Here is a 12,814-nt window from a genome sequence, read left to right as displayed (position 1 = left end):
GATCAGGCCCCCTTCTTGACCGCCGCCACGACCTTCTGGGCCGCGTCGGCAAGGTTGTCGGCCGCGATGATCGCGAGCCCGCTCTCGGCCAGGATCTTCTTGCCGAGGTCCACATTCGTGCCCTCGAGCCGCACGACCAGCGGCACGCTGAGGGACAGGTTCTTCGAGGCCTCGACGATGCCGTTGGCGATCATGTCGCACTTGGCGATGCCGCCGAAGATGTTGACCAGGATCGCCTTGACGTTGACGTCGGAGGTGATGATCCGGAACGCCTCCGTCACGCGCGCCGCATTGGCGGTGCCGCCGACATCGAGGAAGTTCGCGGGGGACGACCCGTAGAGCTTGATGATGTCCATGGTCGCCATGGCCAGGCCCGCGCCGTTCACCATGCAGCCGATCTCGCCATCGAGGGCCACGTAGTTCAGGTCGTTCTTGACCGCGTCGAGTTCCTTCGGGTCCATCTCGCTGTCATCGCGAAGGGCCTCGAGGTCCTTGTGGCGGAACAGCGCGCTGTCGTCGAAGGAGACCTTGGCGTCCAGCGCCACGATGTCGCCCTTGCCGGTCACGACCAGCGGGTTGATCTCGACGATCGCGCAGTCGAGTTCGAGGAAGGCGCCGTAGAGGCTGGTGACGAACTTGCTGAAGCTCGCGACCTGCTTGCCTTCGAGGCCGAGCGCGAAGGCCAGCTTGCGGGTGTGGAAGCCGGAGATGCCGGAAGCCGGGTCCACCGCGACCTTCAGGATCTTCTCGGGGTGGTTCGCAGCCACCTCCTCGATCTCCATGCCGCCCTCGACGGAGGCCATGATGGTGACGCGGGAGGTCTCCCGGTCAACGAGCAGGCCGAGATAGAGTTCCCGCTTGATGTCGCAGCCATCTTCCACATAGACGCGGGAGACCAGCTTGCCGGCCTCGCCGGTCTGCTTGGTGACCAGCACCTTGCCGATCATCGCATCGGCCGCTTCCTTGACCGCTTCCAGCGACTTGACGACGCGGACGCCGCCCTTGCCGTTCGGGTCGTTGGCGAAGCGGCCGGCGCCGCGGCCACCGGCATGGATCTGGGACTTCACGACATAGACGGGGCCGGGAAGCTTCTTCGCGCCCTCGACAGCCTCATCCGCCGTCCAGGCGACATGGCCGTCGAGCACGGCGACGCCGTAGCGGCGCAGCAGCTCCTTGGCCTGGTACTCGTGGATATTCATCCGGCAGCTCCCGGCAGGGGTTTTTCGCGAATTGCCGCCACGGGGGGCGCCCCACGGCGGCGTCAGACAGGAGCCAGGCTCAGACGCCGAGCTTCTTGAAATCCTCGATCAGCTTCTTCACCGCGTCGCAGGACTTGTCGAAGGCGGCCTTCTCCTCGGCCGTGAACTCGACCTCCATGATGCGCTCGACGCCATTGGCGCCGATCACCACGGGGACGCCGACGTAGAAATCCTTCTGGCCGTATTCGCCGTTCAGCAGCACGGCGCAGGGCAGGACGCGCTTCTTGTCGAGCAGGTAGCTCTCCGCCATGGCGATGGCGGAGGCGGCCGGCGCGTAGAAGGCGGAGCCGCGCTCCAGCAGCTTCACGATCTCACCACCGCCATTGGCCGTGCGGGCGACGATCGCGTCGATCTTCTCCTGCGTCGTCCAGCCCATCTTGACCAGGTCGGGCACCGGCACGCCGGCAACCGTGGAGTAGCGGGTCAGCGGCACCATGGTGTCGCCATGGCCGCCAAGGACGAAGGCGGTGACGTCTTCCACGGAAACCTTGAATTCCTGGGCGAGGAAGAGGCGGAAGCGGGCGCTGTCCAGCACGCCGGCCATGCCGACGACCTTCTCCGGCGGCAGGCCGGACTTCTGCTGCAGCACCCACACCATCACGTCCAGCGGGTTGGTGATGCAGATGACGAAGGCGTTGGGGGCGTAGGTCTTGATGCCTTCCGCCACCTGGCCGATGACACCGGCATTCTTGGTCAGCAGGTCGTCGCGCGTCATGCCCGGCATGCGGGGGAAGCCGGCGGTGACGATGATGACATCGGCGCCCGCGATGGCGCTGTAGTCGCCGGTGCCCGACATCTCGCTGTCGAAGCCATCGACGGGGCCGGACTGCATGATGTCCAGCGCCTTGCCGGCGGCGACGCCCGGGAAGACGTCGAACATCACGACGTCGCCGAGTTCCTTCAGGCCGATCAGGTGGGCAAGCGTGCCACCGATATTGCCGGCGCCGATGAGCGCAATCTTCTTGCGGGCCATGAAGCGGTCCTCGACCTTGACTTGATGTGTTGCCGGGGGCCGGCTGCGCGGATTCCCGGAGGGCGCCCCAACCGCAGGCGGGCCCACGAAAAAGCAGGCTCACCGGCCGCTTGACGCGCCCGCCGCGTTACCTACTCCCGCAGTGCAGCGCGGGCAAGGCGGCCTCTGGGCCGCAAAACAGCCTCGGGCGGCCCGAAACGGGGGGTCCGCGACGCAAAACGGCCCGCCTGGGGGGCGGGCCGTCTGCGTCATAGCCGGGGGCACCCCGGTGGGCGGGGCGTCAGATGGGCATGCAGCGGACGACGTTCTCATGCCCGCGGGCGAGCGTCGCGAAGGTGCCGGCCGGGCAATCGGTCTGGGCGTAGTCCACCGCCGGCAGGCCGGCCTGCCAGCCGGCGACGCCGCTGCGGCCGCCGCAGACCGTGCGGCCGTTGCGGCGCGTGCAGTTGGCGGCGGCATCGCGGGAGACGGTGGCGGCGGAGGCGCCGCGGACCACGATTCCGGTGCGCTGGGTGCGCACATCCCCGGGGCGCGCCGCCTGCTGCTGCCGGCTTCCCTGCTGCGGGCGGGCTGCCTGCTGCGGGCGGGCGGCGGGGCGGGGCGCGGTGGTGCTGCTGCGCTGGGTGGTCGCGGCGGGGCGGGTGGTGGGCGCCTTGGCGCCGGCCTGCGGCCTGGCGCTCGCGGTCCTCGGTTCTTCGCGCCTGGCGGCGTCGGCCGCCTGCGGGGCAACGAGGACGAACGAGAACAGGGCGAGCAGGACAAGCCGCATGCGATGAAAAACCCCCGATTGCGTCGCCAGGCCGCGCGGCTTCGATGCCCCGTCAACCCAACGCGGGTCCCCCTTGGACCCGAAGCCACTTCCCGCCGACCAATAGACGGACGGCGCCGTGGCCTGTCAACGCATTATGTCCGTATGTTTCGCGGGGCTTCGGCTACTGCAGGTGGGCAAGGCCGAGCCAGTCCTGGCTCTGCATCTCATTCAGGCGGGATGCCGTACGGGCGAACATCGCGGCATTGTCGCCCTGTTCGTAGAGCCGGTCGGGCACCGCCTGGGCGCTGGCCACCAGCTTCACCCGATGCTCGTAGAGGGCATCGACCAGGGTGATGAAGCGGCGCGCGCGGTCGAAATTCTCCGGCCCCAGGCGCGGAATCCCGTCCAGCAGCACGGTGTGGTAGTGGGTCGCGACCGCCAGGTAGTCCGCGGGGCCGAGCGGCCGGCCGCAGAGCGAATCGAAATCGAATCGCGCCACGCCGCGCGCGGCCTGGGGCACTTCCAGGCTACGGCCGAGCAGGGTCAGGCGTTCCGGCGCGCCATGCGCCTGCCCGGTCAGTTCGGCGAAGGCGGCGTCGAGGGCCTGTTCGGCCCGGTGGTCCACGGGCACGTGCCAGGTCGGCATGGCGCGGATGCGGTCCCGGCGGTAGTCGCGGGCCGCTTCCAGCGTCAGCACCTCCAGCCGCCGGGAGATCAGGGCGATGAAGGGTAGGAAGGCGTCGCGGCCCGGGCGGCCCTTGAACAGGTCGGCCGGCGCGGTGTTCGACGTCGCCACCACCACCGTGCCGCGGGCGAACAGCGCCTGGAACAGCCGGCCGAGGATCATCGCATCGGCGATGTCATGCACCTGGAATTCATCGAAGCAGAGCAGTGCCGCTTCCGCCGTGATGCTGTCGGCCAGCGGCGGGATCGGGTCCGTCGTGTCGCCGTGCTGCTTCTTCCAGGCATGGATGCGCTGGTGGGCATCCTGCATGAACTGGTGGAAGTGGATGCGGCGCTTGCGGGGGACCTCCGCGCAGTCGAAGAACAGGTCCATCAGCATGGACTTGCCGCGCCCGACCTCCCCCACGAGGTAGAGGCCCATCGGCGTGCCGGCCGGCGCTTCCTCCGCCGCCACGGGCTTGCGGCGCATGAAGCGGGCGAAGAAGCCGCCCTGTTCCGGCTCCTCCGGATGGGGGTCATAGCCGCGGGTGCGGCGCCAGAGGTCCTGCAGCACCTCCGCCGCGCGGGCCTGGGCGGGATCGGCCGCCAGGGCGCCGGCGGCGATCCGGGCGCGGTAGGCGGGCAGCGGGCCCTCCCCGCCGGCGGGGCTCATCTTCGCATCCATGAGGGCGGGACTAACCCGCGCCTCGGCATCGGGCAACGGGGTGCGGCCCCGCCCCCCGCGGTTGACGCGCCCGGGCCGGGCCCGCAGCCTGCCATGCCATGTCCGAACCGACCGCCACGTTCCTGTATGCCAAGGATGGCTACGACACCTCCCGCCCCCGGCTGATGGGCCGCCATGCGGCGGGGGAGGGTTTCCTGCGCGGCATGATCCGCCATTCCGGCTTCGACCGGCTGGTGGCGCTGGTGCCGCAGCCCGCCGATGCCGCGGCCTTCCAGGCGCAGGCGCGCGACCTTGGCGCCACCATGGCGCTGGAGGCGGTACCGGAGGCGGAGCTGCACCGGGTCTCGGAGACCGGCTGCCTGATGCTGCCGGGGCCCGGCATGGCAGGGCTGGCATGGCGGCGGCAACGCTTCGGCGCGGCGCATTTCTCCCTCGTGGGGATCACCCATACCACCGCCTCCCACGGCGCCATGGACAACATCGCGGAGCTGCTGACGGGTCCGCTCCGCCCCTGGGACGCGCTGATCTGCACCTCCGCCGCGGTGCGGGCCTCCGTCACGCGGCTGCTGGAGGGGGAGGCCGCCTGGCTGGCCGAGCGGCTGGGGGCGACCCGCTTCGTCACCCCGGCCCTGCCGGTCATCCCGCTCGGTGTCGATGTGGCCGCGCTGGCGCGGGACGAGGCCGCGCGGGCGGACTGGCGGCAGCGCCTCGGCGTCGGGCCGGCCGATGTGGTGGTGCTGCATCACGGGCGGCTGTCCTTCCATGCGAAGGCGCATCCGCTGCCGATGTTCCTCGGGCTGGGCCGCGCCGCCGCCGCCGCGCCCGCCGGGGCGCGGGTTCACCTGGTGCTGTCCGGCTGGTTCGCGGATGAGGTGCAGCGCGGGGCCTTCCAGGCCATGGCGCAGGCGCTGTGCCCGATGCTCGCGATCCATCACGTGGATGGGCGGTTGCCGGCGGTCCGCCAGCAGATCTGGTCGGCGGCGGATGCCTTCACCCTGCTGTCCGACAACATCCAGGAGACCTTCGGCCTGGCGCCGGTGGAGGCGATGGCGGCGGGCCTGCCGGTGGTGGCGACGGATTGGGACGGGCTGCGCGACACGGTGGAGCACCGCGTCACGGGCTTCCGCATCCCCACGCTGATGGGCGGGCCGATGGCCGATCTGGCGGCGCGGCACGAAGCCGCGCTCGACAGCTATGACAGCTATATCGGGGGCGCGGCGCAGTTCACCGCCGTCGATGTCGGGGCGACGGAGGACGCCTTTCGCGCGCTGGTCGCTGATGCCGGGCTGCGCGCGCGGATGGGGGAGGCCGGGCGGCAGCGGGCCGCGTCGCTGTTCGACTGGTCCACCGTCATCGGCCAGTACCGGGCGCTGTGGGCGGAGCTGGCGGCGATCCGCGGCGCCGCCGCGCCGACGCCGGGCGAATCCCCCCGGCGGGCGGACCCCGCCCGGCTCTTCGCGGAATATCCGACAAGGCGGCTCGGCCCCGAGACGCGGCTCCGCCTGGCGCCGGGCATCGCGGATGCGGCGGCGGCGGTGGCGCGGCTGATGGCGCTGGTCGCCATTCCCGGCATCGCGCCGCGGCGGGAGCTTCTGCCCGGGGAGGACAGCTTCCGCACCGCGCTCCGCGTGCTGGATGCCGGGCCGGCCAGCGTCGCCGCCATCGTGGCCGCGCTGCCGCCCGCGCGCGCCCGCCGCCTGGCGCGCGCCCTGGCCTGGCTGGTGAAGGTCGATGTGCTGCGGATGGCGGAGGAGGAGGCGTGATGCCGCCGCGGGGCGTGATCTTCGATTGCGACGGCACGCTGGTGGACAGCGAACCGCTCTCCGCCCTCGTCTTCGCGGAGGCGTTGGCCGAACAGGGCCTGGACATCACGCCGGCGGCGGCGCTGGAGGCCTTCCGCGGGCGGCGCTTCGCGCTCTGCGTCGCGATGGCGGAAGCGATGCTGGGCCGGACCCTGCCGCCGGGTTTCGAGGCGATGGTGCGCGACCGCACGGCGGCCGCCTTCCGGGAGAGGCTGCGGGCGATCGATGGCGCGGGCGCGCTGCTGGCGACGATGCCCCTGCCCTTCTGCGTCGCCTCCAACGCGCCACGGTCGAAGACGGAGCTGGCCCTGACGCTGACGGGGCTGCGCCCTTTCGTCGGGGAGCGGATCTTCAGCGCCTATGACGTGGGCGCCTGGAAGCCCGATCCGGGGCTGTTCCTGCACGCCGCGGCGGCGCTCGGCCTGCCCCCCGCCGATTGCCTGGTGGTGGAGGATAGCGAGGCGGGGGTGATGGCCGGGCTGGCCGCGGGGATGCGGGTGGTGGCGCTGCTGCCCGACATGTCGCGGGAAGGCCGGCCGGGCTGGCTGCCGGCGGCGGTGCCGGCACTGGAGGGCCTGGCTGCCGTGCGGCATCACCTCTAGCCGGGGGCCAAGGGCGGCCGGGCCTGCAATCCTGGCGTGTCAGCCTGCGCAACGACTCACATTGACGGGGAAGGGCCCCTTTCGGCGCGCCTGGTTTTTCGTATATTAAATACCATGACTGATGCCGCCGGATCGGGACGTGCCGAGGCAACCCCAGGCCAGGCGGACCTGCCGCCCCGGCCCCGCGACGCGGCCTGGACCCTGGCGCGCGCGGCCAGGCTGCCGCTCCGCGGTCGCATGGCGCTGCTGGTCCTGGCCGGCACGCTGCCGCTGCTGGCCTTCAACCTCGGCAGCATCCACGCGGATTTCCGGCACGAACGCGACCGCGCCGGGCGGCAGGCGCTGGAACTGGCGCGCGGCCTGGCGCTGGCGGTGGAGGGAGAACTTCGCACGCGCATGGCCTCGCTGGAGGTGCTGGCCCTGTCCCGCGCGGCGCGGCGGGGGGATCTGGCGGATCTGCGCGCGATGGCGGAGGCGGTGGTCGCGCAACACGCCACCGATGCGACGATCCTGCTGCTGTCGGAGGACGGGCAGCAATGGCTGAACACCGACCTGCCCGCCGACGCCCCCTTGCCGGTGCGCGGCACGCTCGACAACCAGCGGCGGGTCTTCGCCACGGGGCAGGCCTCGGTCTCCGATCTCTATGGGGGATCGGTGCCGGGGCGGCTGGTGGTGGCGATCGACGTGCCGGTGCGCGACGCCGCCGGGCGGGTGCGGGCGGTGCTGGCGATGAACCCGTCGCTGGCCACCTTCGACGAGGTGCTGCGGCGCCAGCACCAGGGCAATGGCTGGATCATCACGCTGCTGGACCGCGGCGGGCGCCGGATCGCCCGCGCACCGGAGAACGACTCACTGCGCGGCGCGCCGATGCCACGGGACTTCATGCCGGCCTGGGCGATGGGGGGCGACGGCATCGTCACCACCACGACACCGAAGGGTGAGGCCCTGCTGGCGGCCCATGCGCGGCTGCCGGGTGCGGGCTGGGGCGTGGTCGTCGCCGTCCCGATGGCGGAGCTGACGCGGCCGGCCTGGCGATCCGCGTTGACCTCCACCGGCGTCGGGCTGGCGCTGCTGCTGGTGGGGCTGGGGGTGGCGCACCGCGTCTCCTTGAGTGTCACGCGGCCGATCGCCGCGCTGCGCCGCCTGGCCGCCGCGCCGGACAGCGACCAGGGGAAGCTGGCGCGGGCGACCGGGCTGGCCGAGACGGATGAGGTGGCGGCGGCGCTGCGGGAGGAGGCTCGGCGGCGGATCGACGCCACGGCGGGGTTGAAGGACAGCGAGCGGCGGCTGCGGCTGGTGGTGGCGGAGTTGAACCACCGCGCCAAGAACGCGCTGGCGACGGTGCAGGCCCTCGCCCTGCAGACCGCGCGGGGGGAGGCCGGGTCGGACCCCGCGCGCTTCGCCAGCGAATTCGGCGCCCGGTTGCAGACGCTGTCCCGCGCGCATGACCTGCTGACGGCGATGTCCTGGGAACCGGCGGCGCTGAGCGACGTGGTGCGGGCGGGGCTGGCGCCGTGGCTGGAACCGCCGGACCCGCGCCTTTCCTTCCACTGTGCCTGTTCGCCGGTGCCACCCCCGGCGTCACCCGGCCAGGCGCAGGCCATCGTCCTGGCGCTGCATGAACTGGCGACCAATGCGGTGAAGCATGGCGCGCTGTCGCGGCCGGGGGGGCGTGTGGCCGTCACCTGCTGGGCGGAGGAGGGCGGCGCGGTCGGGATCATCACCTGGCAGGAAAGCGGCGGGCCGCCGGTGCCGGGCCCGCCGGCGCGGCGCGGCTTCGGGACCAGGCTGCTGGAGCGGGCGCTGGCGAAGGATCTCGGCCCGGGATCGCAGGTGACGCTGGACTTCGAGCCGGAGGGCGTGCGGGCAACCATGCGCTTCTTGCCGCGGCGGAACGCGGCGGCGGCGGAGGCGATGGCGGCGGCCTGCTGAGGGGGCCTCAGCCCCGGCGGCGGAAGCGCTCCACCGCGCTGACCAGCGCCGTCCGCACGCCCGGTTCCAGCGCCGAATGGCCCGCATCCGGGATGATGGTCAGCCGGGCGCGGGGCCAGGCGGCGGCCAGGTCGAAGGCCGTGTCGCAGGGGCAGACCATGTCGTAGCGGCCCTGCACGATCTCCGCCGGGATATGGGCGATGCGGTCCATGCCGCCCAGCAGCCCGCCGGGCGGCAGGAAAAGGTCGTGCTTGAAGTAGTGGGCCTCGATCCGTGCCAGGCCCAGCGCGGTGCGGTCCTGCGCGAAGCTCGCGACCGTCTCCGGGCTCGGCAGCAAGGTGGAGCAGGAGCCTTCATAAAGGCTCCAGGCGCGCGCCGCGGGCTGATGGACCATCGGCTCGGGATCGCAGAGGCGCTTGAGATAGGCGCTCAGCAGGTCGCCGCGCTCGGCGGGCGGGATGTGCTCGGCGAAGGCGTTCCAGGCATCGGGGAAGACGCGGCGGAGCCCGTAGAGGAACCACTCGACCTCCGACGGCCGGCCGAGGAAGACGCCGCGCAGCACGCAGCCCGTGACGCGGTCGGGATGGGCCTGGGCGTAGGCGAGCGCGAGGGTGCTGCCCCAGGAACCGCCGAACAGCAGCCAGCGCTCGATGCCGAGGAAGCGGCGGAGCGATTCGATGTCGGCCACCAGATGGGGGGTCGTATTCTCCCGCAGGTCGCCGAGGGGGCGGGAGCGGCCGGCGCCGCGCTGGTCGAAGATCACGACGCGGAAATGCGCGGGGTCGAAGAAGCGGCGATGGATGGCGCCGGCCCCGGCGCCCGGGCCGCCATGCAGGAACAGCACGGGCTGGCCGCGGGGGTTGCCCACCTGCTCCCAATACATGACGTGTCCCGCGGAGAGCGGCAGCAGGCCGGTCTCATAGGGTGCGATGTCGGGAAACAGGTCGCCGCGCGGCATGAACGCCCTTTAAGGGGGCGGGGGCGGCGGAGTCCATGGGTCCGTTGCGGGTGCGGCGACGGATTTATGGCTTTTCACCCTTCGCCCCGGGCCGGTTCGTGCCTAGTTTGGGAGGATGGCCGAGACACCCTCGGCCGGCTCCCGATCCGCCGCCGCCGGCGCCCTGCGCTGCGGGGTCTGCGGGACGGAGAGCCGGCACCCGCCCTTCCGCCCCGCGCCGCCGGAACAGGCGCCGGACCTGGACCTCCGCCCGGGGGAGCCGGTCCGATCCTCCATGGCGCGATGGCTGCAGCAATGCCCGGCCTGCGGCTATGCGGCGCCCGACATCACCCGTGCCCATCCGGCGGCGGCGGAGGCGGTGCGCGCCGCGCCCTTCCGCGCCCTGCTGCAGGACAGCACGACGCCCCCCCTCGCCCGGCGCTTCCTGGCCTGGGCGCTGGTGCTGGAGGAGACAGGCGCGCTGCACGCGGCCGCCGAGGCCACGCTGCATGCGGCCTGGGTGGCGGATGACCTCGGGCGGCCGGACCTGGCGCGGGCCTGGCGGCTGGATGCCGTCGCGCTGTGGCGCGGCGGGCCGCCGCTGGATGCGGAGCAGACCGTGCGCATCATCGATGCGCTGCGCCGGGCGGAGGCCTGGGAGGATGCGGCGAGCACGGCGGAAAGCCTCGGCCTGACCGACCCGGCGGAAGCGGTGGCGCAGGTCGTGGCGCTGGAGCGGCGGCTTATCGAGGCGCAGGATTCCGGCCGCCACACCGTGGCCAGCGCCCTGCCCCCGCCATCGCGGCGCCCGCATGTCAGCCACCAGCGCATCGCGGCGCGGGGCGAGGGATTCTGGGCCCGGCTGAAGCGGCTGTTCGGCGGGCCATAGGCACAGGCGACCACCGACCTTGCGGCCCCTGCCCTGCCCCGCTATCGTTATATTATAACGTTACTGCGGAGACCCCTTCATGCAACGGCGTTCCCTCCTCGCCCTGCCGGCGCTGCTGTTGCCTGGCCTGGCGCGCGCCCAGGTGACACCGCAGGAGGCGCCGCTGGTCGTCGCCTCCTTCTCCATCCTCGGCGACCTGGTGCGGGAGGTCGCGGGCAGCCAGGTGCGGCTGCGCACCATCGCGGGGCCGAATGTGGACGCGCACAGCTTCCAGCCCCGGCCGAGCGATGCGGAGGCGCTGCGCGGCGCGGCGCTGGTGGTGCGCAACGGCCTGGGCTTCGATGGCTGGATGGACCGCATGGTCCGCGCGGCGGGCTATCGCGGCGCGGTGGCGACGGCGACGGATGGCATCACGCCGCGGATGATGGCGGGCCATGCCCATAACCACAGCCATGGCGGCGGCGCGGAGCGGCGGCAGAACCACTCGGTGGGGTCTCGGCAGGTGCCGGACCCCCATGCCTGGCAGGACCTCCGGCACGGCATCCATTATGTCCGCGGCATCGCCGCCGCCCTGGCCGCCGCGCTGCCGGCGCAATCCGGCGCCATCCAGGCCGCGGCCGGCAGCTACGCCACGAGGCTGGAGGCGCTGGACGGCTGGGTGCGGGCGCAGATCGCCGCCGTGCCGGAAGCCCGGCGCAAGGTCATCACCAGCCATGACGCCTTCGGCTATTTCGGCGCGGCCTATGGCATCACCTTCCTGGCGCCGCAGGGCGTGTCCACCGAGGCGGAGCCGAGCGCCGGCGATGTGGCGCGGCTGATCCGCCAGGTGCGGTCCGAGGGCATCACCGCCGTCTTCCTGGAGAACATGGGCAACCCCGCCACGCTGGAACGCCTGGCGCGGGAGGCGGGGGTCACGGTGCGGGGCAGGCTCTATGCCGATGCGCTGAGCGAGCCGGGCGGACCGGCCGCAAGCTACGAGGCGATGTTCCGGCACAATGTCGGGCAGCTGGTGCCCGCGATGCGGGGTGGCGCGGCATGAGGGCGCTGCTGCTGGCGGCCACCGCCGCCCTGCTGCCTGGCATCGCGGCCGCGCAGGCGCCCGCCACGGGCTTCACGCCGCATGTCTCGACCGAGATCGACATCGGCTTCTACGGCGTCGGCACCACCAGCGCGACGGATCGCGCGCGGGGCGGCACCAGCGTCTACAGCTTCGGGGAGATCGCGGCGGGGCTGCACCTGACGCCGAACTTCTCCCTGCAAGGCGTGCTGACCTTCGAGCCGATCGGCGAGGGCGACAGCACCGGCGGATCGCCGGGCGGCAGCACCACCTTCTTCCGCCGGCAATCGGCCTTCCTCGAGGCGCTCTACGCCGAATGGAAGCCGGATGCCGACACCACGCTGCAGGCCGGGCGCTTCGTGGCGCCCTTCGGGCGCGGGCATCACGACTTCCCCGGCATCCTCGCCAGCGTCCGGGCGCATGAGGTCTATGCGATCACGGACAGCCTGGGCCTGGCCGCGACGCGTACCGCCTTCGTCGATCCCTGGTGGGGGGAACACGACATTTCCGCCGCCGTCTTCACGCTGGACCGGACGTTCCTGTCCTCCACGCTGATGACGCGGCGATCCTGCTGCGACGAACGGTATGAGCGCTTCAACCGGAACACGCGCCAGCAGGGCGGGCCGGGCAATACGGGCCAGTTCGACAACGCGACCATCGCGCTGGATGGCGACCGCTTCGGCCTGCTGCCAGGCTTCTCCTACCACCTCGGCGTGCTGACGCGCGGCGCGGGGGATGACGGGACGGCGCGCGAATGGGGCTATGCCGCCGCCGCGCGCTACCAGCTGGACTGGTCAGCCGACCAATCCACCCTGTTCTTCGCGGAAGGCGTGCAGTTCCGCAACGCCGCCGCGCGGCCGCGCACGGAGATCACGCTGCTCGGCGTCGATCCCGACACGGGCGACGAGGTCGAGACGGCGCTGGAGACGAGCATCCGCGAACGCCGCACCTTCACCACACTCGGCCTGCGGCACCGGATCGGCGAGTGGCGCGGCACCATCGCCTGGCAGCGGGACCAGCGGAAGCGCAGCGTGGAGGCGGTGCCGACCGAGAACTATGTGGAAGCCTCCGTCGGGCGGGACATCCTGCCGAACGTCTCCTTGGATGCCGGCTACCAGTATGCGCGCTATGCGCGGGAGGAGGCGGGCGGCCTCGGCACCGCCCATGCCGTGCTGTTCCGGCTGGGCTGGCGGGGGTTCTGAACGGGGCCTCGCCGCAACCATCCGTTCGCCAGGCTGTGCGATCCTGCCCCGTCGTGAGACGT

General features: G+C 72.3%; 11 protein-coding genes. 6 read left to right on the top strand and 5 right to left on the bottom strand.

Annotation, left to right across the window (positions count from 1 at the left end; all coding sequences use genetic code 11):
- Window positions 1-2: 2 nt before the first annotated feature.
- From sucC to zapE, 4 genes are all read right to left on the bottom strand, one after another.
- A complete protein-coding gene (gene sucC, locus BM041_RS05095) occupies window positions 3-1,199 on the bottom strand; it encodes an ADP-forming succinate--CoA ligase subunit beta (protein ID WP_092956349.1) in 1,197 nt (398 codons plus the stop codon).
- Between the two features lie 79 nt (window positions 1,200-1,278).
- Window positions 1,279-2,232 (bottom strand): malate dehydrogenase, encoded by a 954-nt coding sequence (mdh, locus tag BM041_RS05090; RefSeq protein WP_092956346.1) that lies wholly within the window; start codon window positions 2,230-2,232, stop codon window positions 1,279-1,281.
- Window positions 2,233-2,512: 280 nt separating this feature from the next.
- Window positions 2,513-3,001: a hypothetical protein gene (locus tag BM041_RS05085; protein ID WP_092956343.1), complete on the bottom strand. Its 489-nt coding sequence runs from the start codon at window positions 2,999-3,001 to the stop codon at window positions 2,513-2,515.
- Window positions 3,002-3,164: 163 nt separating this feature from the next.
- Entirely contained in the window at window positions 3,165-4,319 is a 1,155-nt protein-coding gene (zapE, locus tag BM041_RS05080; RefSeq protein WP_245761929.1) for a cell division protein ZapE, read from the bottom strand.
- A 110-nt stretch (window positions 4,320-4,429) separates the two neighbouring features.
- Between zapE and BM041_RS05075 the strand changes: the two genes are divergently transcribed.
- The 3 genes from BM041_RS05075 to BM041_RS05065 all read left to right on the top strand — a co-directional run bounded on the left by BM041_RS05075 (window position 4,430) and on the right by BM041_RS05065 (window position 8,667).
- A complete protein-coding gene (locus BM041_RS05075; RefSeq protein ID WP_092956337.1) occupies window positions 4,430-6,094 on the top strand; it encodes a glycosyltransferase family 4 protein in 1,665 nt (554 codons plus the stop codon).
- Window positions 6,094-6,735, top strand: coding sequence for an HAD family hydrolase (locus BM041_RS05070; protein WP_092956334.1), 642 nt, complete (start codon window positions 6,094-6,096; stop codon window positions 6,733-6,735). Before BM041_RS05075 ends, BM041_RS05070 begins: the two co-directional genes overlap by 1 nt.
- A gap of 114 nt (window positions 6,736-6,849) precedes the next feature.
- Window positions 6,850-8,667, top strand: a complete 1,818-nt coding sequence (locus tag BM041_RS05065) for a sensor histidine kinase (protein ID WP_092956331.1) — start codon at window positions 6,850-6,852, stop codon at window positions 8,665-8,667.
- Window positions 8,668-8,674: 7 nt separating this feature from the next.
- On the opposite strand, the gene pip is transcribed toward BM041_RS05065, so the two are convergent.
- Entirely contained in the window at window positions 8,675-9,625 is a 951-nt protein-coding gene (gene pip, locus BM041_RS05060; protein ID WP_092956328.1) for a prolyl aminopeptidase, read from the bottom strand.
- 115 nt (window positions 9,626-9,740) lie between these two features.
- Here pip and BM041_RS05055 point away from each other — a divergent pair, with 115 nt between their 5' ends.
- From BM041_RS05055 to BM041_RS05045, 3 genes are all read left to right on the top strand, one after another.
- Window positions 9,741-10,493: a hypothetical protein gene (locus BM041_RS05055; protein WP_092956325.1), complete on the top strand. Its 753-nt coding sequence runs from the start codon at window positions 9,741-9,743 to the stop codon at window positions 10,491-10,493.
- Window positions 10,494-10,572: 79 nt separating this feature from the next.
- Window positions 10,573-11,532, top strand: coding sequence for a metal ABC transporter solute-binding protein, Zn/Mn family (locus BM041_RS05050; protein WP_092956322.1), 960 nt, complete (start codon window positions 10,573-10,575; stop codon window positions 11,530-11,532).
- Complete coding sequence (locus BM041_RS05045) at window positions 11,529-12,752, top strand: hypothetical protein (protein WP_092956319.1); 1,224 nt, start codon at window positions 11,529-11,531, stop codon at window positions 12,750-12,752. Before BM041_RS05050 ends, BM041_RS05045 begins: the two co-directional genes overlap by 4 nt.
- Window positions 12,753-12,814: the final 62 nt, after the last annotated feature.

Source organism: Falsiroseomonas stagni DSM 19981 (genome assembly GCF_900114315.1).
Lineage (GTDB): Bacteria > Pseudomonadota > Alphaproteobacteria > Acetobacterales > Acetobacteraceae > Falsiroseomonas > Falsiroseomonas stagni.
This window is presented reverse-complemented; position numbering and strand designations above follow the sequence as displayed.

Excerpts from the sequence above, each read along its gene's own strand:
- BM041_RS05045 (WP_092956319.1), top strand. The coding sequence starts at position 11,529 with ATGAGGGCGCTGCTGCTGGCGGCCACCGCCGCCCTGCTGCCTGGCATC.
- BM041_RS05075 (WP_092956337.1), top strand. The coding sequence starts at position 4,430 with ATGTCCGAACCGACCGCCACGTTCCTGTATGCCAAGGATGGCTACGAC.
- zapE (WP_245761929.1), bottom strand. The coding sequence starts at position 4,319 with ATGAGCCCCGCCGGCGGGGAGGGCCCGCTGCCCGCCTACCGCGCCCGG.
- pip (WP_092956328.1), bottom strand. The coding sequence starts at position 9,625 with ATGCCGCGCGGCGACCTGTTTCCCGACATCGCACCCTATGAGACCGGC.
- BM041_RS05070 (WP_092956334.1), top strand. The coding sequence starts at position 6,094 with ATGCCGCCGCGGGGCGTGATCTTCGATTGCGACGGCACGCTGGTGGAC.
- mdh (WP_092956346.1), bottom strand. The coding sequence starts at position 2,232 with ATGGCCCGCAAGAAGATTGCGCTCATCGGCGCCGGCAATATCGGTGGC.
- BM041_RS05065 (WP_092956331.1), top strand. The coding sequence starts at position 6,850 with ATGACTGATGCCGCCGGATCGGGACGTGCCGAGGCAACCCCAGGCCAG.
- BM041_RS05055 (WP_092956325.1), top strand. The coding sequence starts at position 9,741 with ATGGCCGAGACACCCTCGGCCGGCTCCCGATCCGCCGCCGCCGGCGCC.
- BM041_RS05050 (WP_092956322.1), top strand. The coding sequence starts at position 10,573 with ATGCAACGGCGTTCCCTCCTCGCCCTGCCGGCGCTGCTGTTGCCTGGC.
- sucC (WP_092956349.1), bottom strand. The coding sequence starts at position 1,199 with ATGAATATCCACGAGTACCAGGCCAAGGAGCTGCTGCGCCGCTACGGC.
- BM041_RS05085 (WP_092956343.1), bottom strand. The coding sequence starts at position 3,001 with ATGCGGCTTGTCCTGCTCGCCCTGTTCTCGTTCGTCCTCGTTGCCCCG.